General features: G+C 70.9%; 12 protein-coding genes. 7 read left to right on the forward strand and 5 right to left on the reverse strand.

The annotated features are described in order from the left end of the window. Positions 1-238 precede the first annotated feature (238 nt). The 5 genes from ACTOWL_RS19220 (at position 239) to ACTOWL_RS19240 (ending at position 5,555) form a co-directional block, all read left to right on the forward strand. Positions 239-1,231, forward strand: a complete 993-nt coding sequence (locus ACTOWL_RS19220; RefSeq protein ID WP_441322875.1) for a BMP family protein — start codon at positions 239-241, stop codon at positions 1,229-1,231. Beyond that, positions 1,228-2,808, forward strand: a complete 1,581-nt coding sequence (locus ACTOWL_RS19225) for an ABC transporter ATP-binding protein (protein WP_441322876.1) — start codon at positions 1,228-1,230, stop codon at positions 2,806-2,808. The genes ACTOWL_RS19220 and ACTOWL_RS19225 overlap by 4 nt, the downstream gene beginning before the upstream one ends. Then, on the forward strand, positions 2,798-3,847 hold the full coding sequence (locus ACTOWL_RS19230) for an ABC transporter permease (RefSeq protein WP_441322877.1): 1,050 nt from the start codon (positions 2,798-2,800) through the stop codon (positions 3,845-3,847). The genes ACTOWL_RS19225 and ACTOWL_RS19230 overlap by 11 nt, the downstream gene beginning before the upstream one ends. Next, positions 3,844-4,788 carry an ABC transporter permease gene (locus tag ACTOWL_RS19235; protein ID WP_441322878.1) on the forward strand — a complete coding sequence of 315 codons (945 nt, stop codon included), beginning with the start codon at positions 3,844-3,846 and terminating at the stop codon, positions 4,786-4,788. Before ACTOWL_RS19230 ends, ACTOWL_RS19235 begins: the two co-directional genes overlap by 4 nt. Before the next feature lie 65 nt (positions 4,789-4,853). Further along, positions 4,854-5,555 (forward strand): hypothetical protein, encoded by a 702-nt coding sequence (locus ACTOWL_RS19240; protein ID WP_441322879.1) that lies wholly within the window; start codon positions 4,854-4,856, stop codon positions 5,553-5,555. A 248-nt stretch (positions 5,556-5,803) separates the two neighbouring features. On the opposite strand, the gene ACTOWL_RS19245 is transcribed toward ACTOWL_RS19240, so the two are convergent. Then, complete coding sequence (locus tag ACTOWL_RS19245; protein WP_441322880.1) at positions 5,804-7,558, reverse strand: acyl-CoA dehydrogenase; 1,755 nt, start codon at positions 7,556-7,558, stop codon at positions 5,804-5,806. After that, a complete protein-coding gene (locus tag ACTOWL_RS19250; RefSeq protein ID WP_441322927.1) occupies positions 7,555-8,475 on the reverse strand; it encodes a dienelactone hydrolase family protein in 921 nt (306 codons plus the stop codon). Before ACTOWL_RS19250 ends, ACTOWL_RS19245 begins: the two co-directional genes overlap by 4 nt. Positions 8,476-8,595: 120 nt before the next feature. Here ACTOWL_RS19250 and ACTOWL_RS19255 point away from each other — a divergent pair, with 120 nt between their 5' ends. Together ACTOWL_RS19255 and ACTOWL_RS19260 are read left to right on the forward strand one after the other, a co-directional pair. Then, on the forward strand, positions 8,596-9,813 hold the full coding sequence (locus ACTOWL_RS19255) for an OpgC family protein (RefSeq protein ID WP_441322881.1): 1,218 nt from the start codon (positions 8,596-8,598) through the stop codon (positions 9,811-9,813). Between the two features lie 302 nt (positions 9,814-10,115). Beyond that, the gene (locus tag ACTOWL_RS19260; RefSeq protein ID WP_441322882.1) at positions 10,116-10,349 is read left to right on the forward strand and encodes a hypothetical protein; all 234 of its coding nucleotides are present in this window, start codon (positions 10,116-10,118) and stop codon (positions 10,347-10,349) included. A 39-nt stretch (positions 10,350-10,388) separates the two neighbouring features. On the opposite strand, the gene ACTOWL_RS19265 is transcribed toward ACTOWL_RS19260, so the two are convergent. The 3 genes from ACTOWL_RS19265 to ACTOWL_RS19275 form a co-directional block, all read right to left on the reverse strand. Beyond that, positions 10,389-11,093, reverse strand: a complete 705-nt coding sequence (locus tag ACTOWL_RS19265; protein WP_441322883.1) for a DUF899 family protein — start codon at positions 11,091-11,093, stop codon at positions 10,389-10,391. Between the two features lie 213 nt (positions 11,094-11,306). Next, positions 11,307-12,719 carry an FAD-binding oxidoreductase gene (locus tag ACTOWL_RS19270; RefSeq protein WP_441322884.1) on the reverse strand — a complete coding sequence of 471 codons (1,413 nt, stop codon included), beginning with the start codon at positions 12,717-12,719 and terminating at the stop codon, positions 11,307-11,309. Positions 12,720-12,729: 10 nt separating this feature from the next. Next, the gene (locus ACTOWL_RS19275; protein ID WP_441322885.1) at positions 12,730-13,704 is read right to left on the reverse strand and encodes an L-threonylcarbamoyladenylate synthase; all 975 of its coding nucleotides are present in this window, start codon (positions 13,702-13,704) and stop codon (positions 12,730-12,732) included. Between the last annotated feature and the right edge of the window lie 41 nt (positions 13,705-13,745).

Below are 13,745 nucleotides of genomic sequence, written 5' to 3' on the forward strand. Positions count from 1 at the left end.
GGTAGGGGAAGGGGTCTGTGCGCGTCCGCGCGGATTTGGCTGGAGGTCGGATCAAGCACAAGGCATCGGTCCTGGCTACGGCAACCCCCTCCCCCTGGCCCCCTCCCGCGAGGGGACGGTGAGGATAAATATTTGACCCACGAGTGAGACCGATTTCGCCCGCCATCCTGTTGCGCCCCGCGCCGGTTTCTGCACACTTGACCGGCTGGTCAGAAAAACAAAATCCAGGGGGCACACGATGCAGGGACGTTGGGGTCGCCGGGCGCTGCTCGGCGCGGCGGTGGCGATGCTTGGGGCCGCGGCGCTGCCGCAGGCCCGGGCGGCGGACAAGCTGGCTGTGGCGGCGGTCTACACCGTGCCGGTCGAGCAGCAATGGGTCAGCCGCATCCACAAGGCGCTGAAGGCGGCGCAGGACCGCGGCGAGATCGACTACGTCTATTCCGAGAACACGTCGAACACCGACTATGAGCGCGTCATGCGCGAATACGCCGAGGCCGGCAAGAAGCTGATCATCGGCGAGGCCTTCGGGGTCGAGCGCGGCGCCCGGACGGTGGCCAAGGACTATCCCGGCACCGCCTTCCTGATGGGCTCCAGCCTGCCGCCGGCCGAGCCGAACTTCGCGGTCTTCGACAACTACATCCAGGACGCCTCCTACCTGACCGGCATGGTCGCCGGGCTGAAGACCAGGTCGAACACCATCGGCATGGTCGGCGGCTACCCGATCCCCGAGGTCAACCGGCTGATGCACGCCTTCATGGCCGGGGCGCTGGAGGTGAATCCACAAGCGAGGTTCTCGATCACCTTCATCGGCTCCTGGTACGACCCGCCCAAGGCCAAGGAGGCGGCCTTTGCCATGATCGATGCCGGCGCCGACGTGCTGTATGCCGAGCGCTACGGCGTCTCCGACGCGGCCAAGGAGCGCAAGGTGCTGGCCATCGGCAACGTCATCGACACACAGTCGGAATATCCCGGCACGGTGGTGGCCAGCGCGCTGTGGCACATGGAGCCGACCATCGACCGGGCCCTCAAGGCGGTCGCCGGCGGCAGCTTCAAGGCCGAGGATTACGGCCCTTACAGTGCGATGAAGGCGGGCGGCGCCACGCTGGCCCCGCTCGACCCGAAGCTGGTCGACCAGGCGGTCATCGACAAGGTGGCGGCGCGGCAGAAGGAGATCGAGAGCGGCGCCGTCACGGTCAAGGTCGACGACAGCGAGCCGAAGCCGACGCTGTGACGCTGCCGGCTGAAACTCCGGGGGCCGACCGATCGGGCGCCTGGCCGGTCCTGCGCCTGCGCGGCATCACCAAGCGCTTCGGCGACCTGCTCGCCAATGACGGGATCGATCTCGATCTCCTCCATGGCGAGGTGCTGGCGCTGCTTGGCGAGAACGGCGCCGGCAAGACCACGCTGATGAGCATCCTGTTCGGCCATTACGTCGCCGATGCCGGGACGGTGGAGGTGGCGGGGCTGGCCGGCGCGCTGCAGCCGCTGCGCCCGGGCTCGCCCCAGGCGGCGCTCGCCGCCGGCATCGGCATGGTGCACCAGCACTTCGCCCTGGCCGACAATCTCAGCGTCTTCGACAACATCGTGCTCGGCTCGCAGCCGCTGTGGCGCCCGGCGCTGCGGCGGCGCGCGGCGCGGGCGAAGCTGGCGGCGCTGATCCAGGCCTCCGGCCTGGCCGTGCCGCTCGACGCCATGGTGTCCGGCCTCTCGGTCGGCGAGCGGCAGCGGGTCGAGATCCTGAAGGCGCTGTACCGCGATGCCCGGATCCTGATCCTGGACGAGCCGACGGCGGTGCTGACCCCGCAGGAAGCCGACGGGCTGTTTACGGTGCTGCGCCGGCTGGCGGGGCAGGGGCTCGGCATCGTCTTCATCTCGCACAAGCTGGCCGAGGTGCTGGCGATCAGCCGCCGCGTCGTGGTGCTGCGCGCTGGCCGCGTGGTAGCGGAACGGCCGACCGCCGGCGCCGACCGCGCCGCTTTGGCCGAGGCCATGATCGGCCGCGCCGTCCCGGAGACGCGCAAGCGCCCGGCCGCGCCCGGCGCACCGGTGCTGGCGCTGGACGGCGTCACCCTGCGCGGCGCCGACGGCCGGCCGCGCCTCGACGGCGTGTCGCTCGAGCTGCGCGGCGGCGAGGTGATCGGCATCGCCGGCGTCTCCGGCAATGGCCAAGCGGCGCTGGCCGGGCTGGTCTCGGGCCTGGCCCGGCCCGATTCCGGCCGGGTCGCCCTGTTCGACCACCCCGCGCCGGTCGGCTCTCCCGCCGCCATGGTCGCGGCCGGGGTCGGCCGCATCCCGGAGGACCGCCATCGCGACGGCGTCGTCGGCGACATGGCGGTGTGGGAGACCCTGGCGCTGGAGGATTACCGCGACCGCGCGGCGCAGCGCTGGGGGCTGATGCGGCGGGGCGCCCTGCGCGACCGGGCGCGGCGGCTGATCGGCGCCTATGACGTGCGCGGCCCGGGGCCGGAGGCGCGCACCCGCCTGCTCTCCGGCGGCAACATCCAGAAGCTGATCCTGGGCCGGGTGCTGGAGCGTGCGCCCGGCCTGGTCCTGGCCTGCCAGCCGACCCGTGGCCTCGATGTCGGCGCGGTGGCGGAGATCCACGGCCGGCTGCTGGCCGCGCGCGACCGCGGCGCCGGGGTGCTGCTGATCACGGAGGATCTCGACGAGATCTTCGCCCTGTCCGACCGCATCGCCGTGATCTACCGCGGTCGTCTCACCCAACCCTGGCCGGCGGAGCAGCTGACCATCCGTGCCCTCGGCCTGATGATGGCGGGGCAGGAGCCGGAGCTCGCCCATGCGTCTTGAGCCGCGCGAGCGCGCCTCGCCGCTGCTGATGCTCGGCGCCTCGGCCGGCGCCGCCGTGCTGGCGCTGCTGCTCTGCGCCATCCCGCTGCTCTGGGCCGGCGCGCCGGTGCTCGAGGCCTACCAGGTGATGGCGCAGGGCGCCTTCGGCTCGCGCTTCGCCATCGCCGAGACCCTGTCCCGCGCCACGCCGCTGGTGCTGACCGGCCTCGCCGCCACCGTCGCCTTCCGGGCCAAGCTGTGGAACATCGGGGCGGAAGGGCAGCTCTATCTCGGTGCCCTGGCGGCGACGGCGCTCGGCTCCGGCGCGCTCGATCTGCCCGGCTGGGCGCTGCTGCCGCTGATCCTCGCCGCCGGCGCGCTGGCCGGGGGGCTGTGGATGCTGGGGCCGACCCTGCTCAAGACCCGGCTCGGCGTCGACGAGGTGGTGACGACGCTGCTGCTCAACTTCGTCGTGCTGCTGTTCGTGTCGATGATGCTGGAAGGGCCGATGAAGGACCCGATGGGCATGGGCTGGCCGCAATCGGCGCCGATCCTCGACGCCGCCGCCCTGCCGAAGCTGATCCCGCGCACCCGCATCCATGCCGGGCTGGTGATCGCCGTCGTCGCCGCCATCCTGGTCTGGCTGATGACCACCCGCACGACCTGGGGCTTCGAGATGCGGGCCACCGGTGCCAACCCCTCGGCCGCCCGCTTCGCCGGCATGCCGGTCGGCCGGGTGATGCTGCGCGTCGGCCTGATCTCCGGCGCCCTGGCCGGCCTGGCCGGGGTGGGGGAGGTGGCGGGGCTGAAGGGCTACCTGACCCAGGACCTGTCGCCCGGCTATGGCTATGCCGGCATCGTCGTCGCCATGCTGGCGCAGCTGCACGCGCTCGGCGTGCTGCTGGCGGCGCTGTTCGTGGCCGCGGTCTTCGTCGGCGCCGACAGCATGAGCCGGGCGATCGGCGTCTCCAGCTACATCGCCAACCTCGTGGTCGCCACCTCGCTGCTCACGGTGCTCTTGTCCGGCATCGTGCTGCGCTACCGGGTGCGGTGGCGATGAGCGAGGTCCTCGACATCATCCTCGCCGCCAGCTTCTGGGCGGCGGCGCTGCGCATCGCCACGCCGCTCATCTTCGGCACGCTGGGCGAGCTGATCTGCGAGCGCGCCGGGGTGCTGAACCTCGGCATCGAGGGCATCTTCACCGCCGGGGCCATGGCCGGCTGGATGTGGGTGTATCAGGGCGGCGACCTGTGGACCGGCGTGGTCTTCGCCGCCGGGGTCGGCGCCGCCTTCGGCCTGCTGCACGCCCTCCTGACCGTGCCGCTCGGCCTGTCGCAGCACGTCACCGGCATTGGCGTCACGCTGCTGGCCACCAGCCTGTCCTACTTCACCTACCGCATGGTGCTGCCGAACGCCTCGACCCCGCCGCGGATCGAGCCGTTCCAGCCGGTGTCGCTGCCCTTCCTGTCCGACCTGCCCTGGATCGGGCCGGCGCTGTTCCAGCAGTCGCCGCTGACCTATCTGGCCCTCTTCGCAGTCGCCGTCACCGCCTGGATCCTGTACCGCACCCCGCTCGGCCTCGCTTTGCGTGCGGTCGGCGAGAACCCGGCGGCGGTCGAGGCGCAGGGCATCGACGTCGTCGCCATGCGCCTCGGCGCGGTGATGGCCGGGTCGGCGCTGATGGCGGTCGGCGGCGCCTTCCTGACCATGTCGGCCTTCAACGCCTTCTTCTTCGAGATGGTGGCCGGGCGCGGCTGGGTCTGCATCGCGCTGGTGGTGTTCGCCTCCTGGCGGCCGGGCAAGGCGCTGCTCGGCGCCCTCTTGTTCGGCGCCTTCGACGCCTTCCAGGTCCGGCTGCAGCAGCTCGCCGGCGGGGTGGTGCCGTACCAGATCTTCCTGATGCTGCCCTATCTGCTCAGCATCCTCGCTTTGATCGCCATGTCGCGCCGCGCCACGGTGCCGAAGGCGCTGATGGTGCCGTACCGCAAGGGGGAGCGTTAGACTGTGCCTCTGGCCCGTGCTAGGGAAGGATCGTTGCGAGCCGGTCGCAAAGCGGGAGTATGGGAATGAGCGAAAAGCTGCGCCTCTATGTCGGTTACGATTCGCGCGAGGACATCGCGTGGCAGGTCTGCCGTCATTCGGTGCTGCAGCACGCGTCCAAGCCGGTCGAGGTCACGCCGCTGAAGCTGCCGGAGCTGCGGGCGCAGGGCATCTACACCCGCCCGGTCGACACGCTGGGCTCGACCGAGTTCACCTTCAGCCGCTTCCTGGTGCCGGCCTTGGCCGGGTACCAGGGCTGGGCGGTGTTCTGCGACTGCGACTTCCTGTGGTTCGGCGACATCGCCGACCTCTTCGCCCAGGCCGAGGACCGCTACGCGGTGATGGTGGTGCAGCACGACTATCAGCCGAAGGAGGCGGTGAAGATGGACGGCAAGCCGCAGGCCGCCTATCCGCGCAAGAACTGGTCCAGCCTGATGCTGTTCAACTGCGGCCACCCGGCGAACGCCACGCTGACGCCGGAGGTGGTGAACCGCGAGACCGGCGCCTTCCTGCACCGCTTCCAGTGGCTGGCGGACGACCAGATCGGCTCGCTCGACACCGGCTGGAACTGGCTCGAGGGCTGGTACCCGAAGCCGGCCAAGGGCACGCCGCAGGCGGTGCACTACACCCGCGGCGGCCCGTGGTTCGAGAACTACCAGGATGTCGACTACGCCCAGGAATGGCGCGACGCCGCCGCCGAGGTCCAGCGGCTGGGGATCCACGCGTAAAAGCGTTGTAGGCTGGGGTCAGATTCCCTCACGAAACGAGGAGGGTCGAAGTGCCTGATGGATTTGAGATCCACGAGCTTTTGGGTGGAGAGGTCGTTGTTTGGGTGGATTCCGGAGTGATTTGCTTAAAGCTGAACAACAAGTACGGAGATCCTGTCGAACTCTCCGATGACGGCGCGATAGAGTTGGCTGAGTTGCTTCTCAGGTTAGCCAAAGATAGGTGAGCCCTCAGGCCTCAAATCGCCTCTCTACGCCTCCACCACGCTCCGCCAGCCCTCGGTGATCGGCAGCAGCAGCGCCGCCGCCTGGGGCAGGAACTGCTCGGCGAAGAAGCGGGCATGGGCCAGCTTGGTCGCGCGCAGCTCCAGGTCGTCCTCGGCGAGTGTGGCCAGCGCCGCCCGGGCCATCAGCCAGCCGCCGGCCACCAGGCCGAACATGCGGAGGTAATGAACCGCGCTGGCGGCGACGGCCGCCGGGCTCTCGGCCGCGGTCTCGACCACCCAGTCGGTCGCCGCCATCAGCGCCGCCAGGCTCTCCACCAGCCGGTCGCGGATCGGCGCCATGGCCGGATGGGCGGCCAGCTCGGCCTGGGTCCGCGCCATCTCCTGGAACAGCGCCTGCGCCGCCGCGCCGCCGTCGCGCGCGACCTTGCGGAACGCCAGGTCGTTGGCCTGGATGCCGTTGGTGCCCTCATAGATCGGCGTGATCCGGGCGTCGCGCAGGAACTGGGCGGCGCCGGTCTCCTCGATATAACCCATGCCGCCATGCACCTGGATGCCGGTCGAGGCGACCTCGCAGCCGACATCCGTGCTCCAGCCCTTCACCACCGGGGTCAGCAGGTCGACCCGGGCCTGCGCCTTCGCCCGCTCGACCGGGTCGGGATGGCCGCGGGCGAGGTCCAGCGCCGCGCCGGCGCTGTAGGTCAGGGCCCGCGCCGCGTCGGTCAGGCAGCGCATCGACAGCAGCATGCGGCGGACATCGGGATGGGCCGCGATCGGCGTGCCGTTCTCCGCCCCGATCGGCTTGCCCTGGACCCGGGTGGCGGCATAGGCCTCGGCCGCCTGGGTGGCACGCTCGGCGATCGCCACGCCCTGCAGGCCGACCGTCAGCCGGGCGTTGTTCATCATCGTGAACATGTACTCGATGCCGCGATTCTCCTGGCCGATCAGGAAGCCGGTGGCGCCGCCGGCGTCGCCATAGGCCATGACGCAGGTCGGGCTGGCATGGATGCCCAGCTTGTGCTCCAGGCTGACGCAGCGCAGGTCGTTGCGCTCGCCCGGGTTGCCGTCGGCGTCTGGCAGCAGCTTTGGCACCAGGAACAGGCTGATGCCCTTGATCCCGGCCGGCGCGTCCGGCGTGCGGGCCAGCACGAGATGGACGATGTTCTCGGCCATGTCGTGGTCGCCATAGGTGATGAAGATCTTCTGGCCGGTGATCCGGTAGCTGCCGTCCGCCTGCCGCTCCGCCCTGGTCCGCACCGCGCCGACGTCGGAGCCCGCCTGCGGCTCGGTCAGGTTCATGGTGCCGGTCCAGACGCCGGAGACCAGCTTCGGCAGGTAGGTCCGCTTCTGCTCGTCCGAGCCATGGGCCTGCAGCGCCTCGACCGCGCCCTGGTTCAGCACCGGGCACAAGCCGAAGGCCAGGCTGGCCGACTGCCACATCTCCGACACCGCCATCGCCACCGCCCAGGGCAGGTCCTGGCCGCCCCATTCCGCCTCGAAGGGCAGGGCGTTCCAGCCGCCGTCGCGGTATTGGGCATAGGCCTCGCGGAAGCCCGGGGCGGTGCGGACCACGCCGTTCTCCAGCCGGGCGCCCTCGCGGTCGCCGACGGCGTTCAGGGGCGCGATCACCTCGGCCGCCAGCCTGCCGGCCTCCTCTAGCACCGCCTCGACCAGCTCCGGCGTCGTCTCGCCTTTGCCAGGCAGGGCGGCGATGCGGTCGAGCCCGACCAGATGCCGCAGCACGAAGCGCATGTCGGAGATCGGCGCGGCATAGGCGGTCATCGGACGACTCCCTGGTTCCCCGAAGGCAGTGCGGGGTTTCCCTTTACGTAAAGGGGAGATTTGACCGAACCGGCGCCCAAATCAAGCCCCAGCCGCTTGTCGAGGAAGCCGAGGGCGCGCACCTCGGCGTCGTCGACCGGGGTCCAGCTCGGGCTCAGCGCCGGCGGGTCGGCGATCGGCTGGGCCCGGTCCAGCATCGCCGTAGTCGGGGCGGTGTAGTCGAAATTGTGCTGCATGCCGGGATAGACGATCAGGCTGACCGCGGCGCCCTTGGACAGCCAGGCGCCGAACAGCGTGTCGCAGGCCGCGGCCGGGGTCACGCTGTCGGCCGCCCCCATCAGCACCAGCAGCGGCGTGTCGCCGACCGGCTGGGTGTCGGTCATGTACTGGTCGCAGCGGGGGTAGAGCGCGATCGCCGCGGCGAAATGCGGCGCCGTCTTGGCGATCAGCGCCTGCCGCATCGTCGCCGTGGTGGCGACCGCGGTGGTGGCGCCCTGGGACCAGCCGAGCACGGCGATCTGCTTGGGATTGATTTCCTTGCGGGTTTGCAGATACTCCAAGGCACCGACCGCATCCTTGACGCGCAGCTCGACCGGGATCGTCGACAGGCCGACCGAGACGATCTCGCGATAGCCGCGCGGGGTGTAGCTGTCGACCAGGAACATGGCGTAGCCGCTGGCGGTCAGCCGGGTGGCCCAGCGGTCATGCGCCGGGGCGTAGCCGCCGGAGCCGTGCAGCCCGACCACGGCCGGGAACGGGCCCGCCCCCGGCGGCAGGAACAGGCGTCCGGTGATCACCTCGCCGGACAGGCTTTTGAACATCACGGTCTCGGCCGGCGCCATGCCCTGGGCCCGGGCAGGCCGGTCCAGCACCGGCGCCATGGCCAGCAGCAGGATCGCGATGCACAGGCGAAACATGCTCAATCCGCTTCTCCGCCCGGCAGTGTTCCACGACTCGGTTTTCGATGGAACCTCGCTCACGATGGAGCGTTCCCCAAATGCATCGCCTCGTCGGGCTGATGCAGCCGGAGAGATGAAATGACCGCACAGAAGCCGGCGCGGGACGTTCGGATCGATTTCTTCCGTGGTCTGGCGCTGATCATCATTTTCATCAACCATACGCCCGGGAACATTGCAGGAATGTTCACGCCGCGGATGTATGGGTTGAGCGACGCGGCGGAGATCTTCATCTTCCTGGCCGGGCTGTCCTCGGCGATGGCGTTCGGCCGCAGCTTCGGCCGCGCCGGATTCCTGGCAGGATTTGGCCGCGTGGTCCAGCGCGTCTGGCAGCTCTACCGCGCCCATATCGGCCTGTTCATCGTCATCTGCGGCATCATCGTCGCGGCGAACCGGGTCTTCGCCGAGCCGAACTACATCTCCCGCCTCGGCATCGATCGCTTTTTCCAGGATCCCGGCGGGTCGCTGTTCGAGCTGCTGTCGCTGCAGTATGTGCCGCATTATTTCGACATCCTGCCGCTCTACATGCTGCTGCTGGCGGCGATCCCGGCGATGGTGCTGCTGGCGCGGATCTCGCCGGCGCTGGTGGTGGCGGTCTCGGCCGTGCTCTACACCGGCGCGGTGGCCGATGGCTGGAACCTGACGGCCGACAGCACCGAAGGCCGCGGCTGGTTCTTCAACCCCTTCGCCTGGCAGGTGCTGTTCGTCGCCGGCTACGGCTACGGCGCCGGCTGGTTCGAGGTGCCGCGGGCGACGCGCGGCCGCATCACCGTGGCGGTGGTCTACCTGGTGTTCTGCGCCGCCTTGGCGCTGTCGCTGGTGCGGCTGGACGGCGGCCTGTTCGCCGGCATGCGCGACATCCTGGAGCCGCTGGCGCGCAAGACCGATGTCGGCCCGCTGCGCCTGCTGCACTTCTTCGCCCTGGCCTATGTCGTGGTCGCGCTGCTGCGCGCCGCGCCGGGCCTGATCACCCCGAAGGGGGCGGAGCCGGTGGCGATCATGGGCCGGCACTCGCTGTCGGTGTTCCTGCTCAGCATGGCGCTGTCCTTCGTCGGCGGCATCGTCTTCGACCAGGCGGGGCAGGGGCTGCTGCCGCATCTCGCGGTCAATCTCGGCGGCATCGGGCTGCTCTGGGGCTGGGCCCGCGGCGCCGCCTGGTTCAACGGCCAGCCCTGGAAGCGCGGCCGCGACCTGCCGGCCAAGCCGGCCCCGGCCTTCCGGATCCGCCCGGCCCGGACAGCGCCGATGCCGGCCCCGGCCATGGCCCGCCTGCGCCTGGCCCCGCGCCGGGCGCTGTAGCCGGATCGGCACGCCCTCCCCGTTCCGCGCAATCAAACGACGGAGTGATCTGCATCATCCGTGTATTGAGGCGGAAGGGGCGTTGGGTCTGGCAAGTCATCCCGCCGCCCTGTGGGTAATTCCAGGGTTCGCCGTGAAGTTGCCATGGAATTGCCTCAATTGGAAAACGGCGTGCCGACTGGCTGAACCCCGGTCGGGTGGAGATGAATATGGTTGCCAGGTCGTTGGGGTCTCGACTCTCACGGGTTGGTATGGTCGGAGTTTTGGCCGCCCTGGCGGCCTGCGGGCCGACCCCAAGCGAGATGCAGCTGAACTATGCCTCGCAGCAATGCTCCTATGGCGATCCCTATGCCTGCGACTCCGTCGGCCCGCTCTCCTACCAGGCCCAGGCGGAGCGGCAGCAGCAGGACACCAACACCGCGGTGGCCGCCGGCCTGCTGGCGGTCGGCGGCATCGCCCTCGGCGCGGCCCTCGCCGATGACGATGGCGGCCGTTACCACCGCCGTGGCGGCTGGGGGCGTCGCGGCCACTGGTGAGCCGGGCGCGGCCGGGGCGACCGCACCCGGCCGCTCCTCTCAGGTGTAGCTCAGCTTCGGATACCAGTCCGTCCCCCGGCCCTCCGGGGTGCAGTCCAGCACCATCCACAGCGGCGAAGGGTCGGGGGCGCCGCGCGGGTCCTGGCCGGGATCGGAGGTCTCGCCGGTCAGCTCCTCGGCCCAGAAGTGCCGGATGGTGCCGTCGCGTCGGGTGAACACATGCAGCGCCGGAAGGTCCGACCCGTCGGGCCCGACGGCGAAATAGTCGCGCGAATAGGCGCCGTCGACATCGCTGAACAGCCGCAGGTCGCGCCAGCCGCGCTCGCGCTTCCACGCGGCCAGGCGGGCGAAGGGCGATCGGGCGACCACGGCCAGGGCGGCGCGCTGGCCGATATCGGCCGCGTTGCTGTCCCAGGCGTCGAGCAGGTTGGTGCACATCGGGCAGGGGCGCTCGCGCTGCGGCCCGAACATGTAGCTGTAGACCACCAGCGTCGGCTTGTCGCCGAACAGCCCGGCCAGGTCGGTCGGGCCGTCCGGCCCCTCGAAACGGTGGTCGCCGGTCACCGGGCCGCCGGGCGGCAAAGCGCGGCGCTGGGCGGCGACCCGCTCGATCCGGCGCCGCAGCTCGATCTCCTCGGCCAGCAGCGCGGTGCGGGCGGCGCGGTACTCGGCGCTCTCATTGGGGATGCGGACGGGGTTGGCCTGGGCCAGCTCGGCCGCGGGGGTCAGGGTCTTCGCGTCCATCGGGAGGTCCTCCACGGGTTGACGCATCTGGTCGTCGGCGCAGGGCCGGATTCGACAGCAAGGCGGGTTTTTTGCCACCTGGGCTCGATCTCTTTTTCTGTCATGCCCGGGCTTGACCCGGGCATCCAGAGGCTGTCGACGCCCCCTGGATTGCCGGGTCAAGCCCGGCAATGACAGGATAAGAAAGCTAGAGCCTGTGGCCGCTAATCCAGTCTAAGCCTGGATCACCTTGCCCGGATTCATGATCCCGGCCGGGTCGATCGCCCGCTTGATCCGGCGCATCAGGTCGATCTCGACCGGCGATTTGCGCTCGGCGATCTCGTCGCGCTTCAACAGGCCGACGCCGTGCTCGGCGCTGATCGACCCGTCCAGGGCGGCGACGATGTCGTGCACCCGGTGGTTGATCTCCTCCCAGCGCGCGGTGAAGGCGGCGCGGTCGGCGCCCTCCGGCTGGTTCAGGTTGAAATGGATGTTGCCGTCGCCGAGATGGCCGAACGGCACCACCCGCACCCCGGGGATCGCGGCCTCGACCATTGCCGTCGCCTGCTCCAGGAACGCCGGCACCCGGGCCAGGGGCAGGGCGACGTCGTGCTTGATCGCCCCGCCCTCGAAGCGCTGGCCTTCGACGATCGCCTCGCGCAGATGCCAGAAGGCCTTGCGCTGCGCCTCGCTCGACGCGATCGCGGCATCCGTCACCAGCCCGGCCTCGAAGCCGCCGGCCAGGATCGCCTCCAGCTGCTCCGCCAGCTTCGCGTCGGCGGCGGGGGAGGACAGCTCCAGCAGCACGTACCAGAGGTGGCGCTCGGCCAGCGGGTCGATGGCGCCGGCGACATGGCGCAGGGCGAAGTCGACGGCGATGCGCGGCAGCAGCTCGACCCCGGTGACCGACCCGCCGGCCTCGGCCCGGGCGCGGCCGAACAGGGCGACGGCGGCGGCCGGGTCCGGCACCGCGACCAGCGCCGCCGCGACGCTGCGCGGCCGCGGGAACAGCTTCAGCACCGCCGCGGTGATTACCCCCAGCGTGCCTTCGGCGCCGATGAAGATCTGCTTCAAATCGTAGCCGGTGTTGTCCTTGCGCAGGGCTCTGAGACCGTCCCAGACCCGGCCGTCGGGCAGCACCACCTCCAGCCCCAGCACCAGGTCGCGGGTGTTGCCGTAGCGCAGCACCGCGGTGCCGCCGGCATTGGTCGACAGGTTGCCGCCGATGCGGCAACTGCCCTCGGCCCCCAGGCTCAGCGGGAACAGCCGGTCGGCCGCCTCCGCCGCCGCCTGCACCTGGGCCAGGATCACCCCGGCCTCGACCGTGATGTGGTCGCCCTCGGCGTCGACCTCGCGGATCCGGGTCAACCGGTCGGTGGCGAGGATGACCTGGCCGGCCGCGGCCACGGCGCCGCCCACCAGCCCGGTGTTGCCGCCCTGCGGCACGATGCCGATGCCGCGTTCGGCGCAGAGCGTGACCACCGCCGCCACCTCGGCGGTCGATGCCGGCCGCACCACGATCCCTGCCGTGCCTTGGTACTTGCCGCGCCATTCCTTCAGATAGGGCGCCAGATCCGCCGCCTCGTGCAGCACGCCCTGCGGGCCGGTGACGGTGATCAGGGCATCCAGCAGTGCGGCGTCGGTCATGGGTCGCTCCCTAGGGTCGTGGGGCCGCGGCGCGGCGCAGCCGGTCGTTGATGGCGGCACCCAGGCCGGATTCGGGGATCGGTGCCACCGCGATGGTGCCGGCGCCGGTCTTGTCCAGCGCCCGCAGCATGGCGAACAGGTTGGCGGCGGCCTCGGCCAGGTTGGCCTTGTCGCTGAGGTTCATCACCTTCGGCCCGCTGCGCAGGTCGGGGCCGAAGGTCAGCAGCACCTCGTCCGGCCCGATCGCGCCGGCGTTCAGCCGCACCTGCGCCCGCGGCGCGTAGTGGCTGGCCAGCTGGCCGGGCGAAGCCGGCCGCTCCGGATCCTTCTCCGGCAGGGCGATGGGGCCGAGCAGCGCGGTCAGCTCCTCGACCGTCACCCCGCCGGGGCGCAGCAGCACCGGCCGCTCGCCGGTCAGGTCCAGCACGGTCGATTCCAGGCCGACGGCGCAACGCCCGCCGGCCACCACCAGCGACACCCGGCCGGACAGCCCGTCCAGCACATGCTGCGGCGTGGTCGGGCTGACCGCGCCGGAGACATTGGCGCTGGGCGCCGCCACCGGCCGGCCGACCGCGGCCAGCAGGCGCCGCGCCGCGGGATGCGCCGGCACCCGGATCGCCAGGCTGTCCAGCCCGGCCGAGGCCAGCAGCGACGCGCGCGCGCCCTCGCGCCGCGGCAGCACCAGCGTCAGCGGGCCCGGCCACAGCGTCTCGGCGATCCTTCGGGCGCGGTCGTCGAACAGCACCAGATCCTCGGCCTGCTCAGCATCGGCCAAGTGGCAGATCAGCGGGTTGAAGCTCGGGCGCCGCTTGGTCTCGAAGATCGCGGCCACGGCGCGGTCGTTGGTGGCGTCGCCGCCCAGGCCATACACCGTCTCGGTCGGGAAGGCGACCAGGCGGCCCTCGCGCAGCAGCGCCGCGGCGCGGGCGATGCCGGCGGGGCCGTCGTCGACGATCTCGGTCCGGATCGGATCGTGGGTGCTCATGATCCGTTCTATAGCCCGATCCGCGGCCGGGGCGATATGCG

Source organism: Inquilinus sp. CA228 (assembly GCF_052078665.1).
Classification (GTDB): Bacteria; Pseudomonadota; Alphaproteobacteria; order DSM-16000; family Inquilinaceae; genus Inquilinus.

Coding starts and splice junctions, on each gene's coding strand:
- ACTOWL_RS19220 (WP_441322875.1), top strand. CDS start 239: ATGCAGGGACGTTGGGGTCGCCGGGCGCTGCTCGGCGCGGCGGTGGCG.
- ACTOWL_RS19230 (WP_441322877.1), top strand. CDS start 2,798: ATGCGTCTTGAGCCGCGCGAGCGCGCCTCGCCGCTGCTGATGCTCGGC.
- ACTOWL_RS19235 (WP_441322878.1), top strand. CDS start 3,844: ATGAGCGAGGTCCTCGACATCATCCTCGCCGCCAGCTTCTGGGCGGCG.
- ACTOWL_RS19240 (WP_441322879.1), top strand. CDS start 4,854: ATGAGCGAAAAGCTGCGCCTCTATGTCGGTTACGATTCGCGCGAGGAC.
- ACTOWL_RS19245 (WP_441322880.1), bottom strand. CDS start 7,558: ATGACCGCCTATGCCGCGCCGATCTCCGACATGCGCTTCGTGCTGCGG.
- ACTOWL_RS19250 (WP_441322927.1), bottom strand. CDS start 8,475: ATGTTTCGCCTGTGCATCGCGATCCTGCTGCTGGCCATGGCGCCGGTG.
- ACTOWL_RS19255 (WP_441322881.1), top strand. CDS start 8,596: ATGACCGCACAGAAGCCGGCGCGGGACGTTCGGATCGATTTCTTCCGT.
- ACTOWL_RS19260 (WP_441322882.1), top strand. CDS start 10,116: ATGCAGCTGAACTATGCCTCGCAGCAATGCTCCTATGGCGATCCCTAT.
- ACTOWL_RS19265 (WP_441322883.1), bottom strand. CDS start 11,093: ATGGACGCGAAGACCCTGACCCCCGCGGCCGAGCTGGCCCAGGCCAAC.
- ACTOWL_RS19270 (WP_441322884.1), bottom strand. CDS start 12,719: ATGACCGACGCCGCACTGCTGGATGCCCTGATCACCGTCACCGGCCCG.
- ACTOWL_RS19275 (WP_441322885.1), bottom strand. CDS start 13,704: ATGAGCACCCACGATCCGATCCGGACCGAGATCGTCGACGACGGCCCC.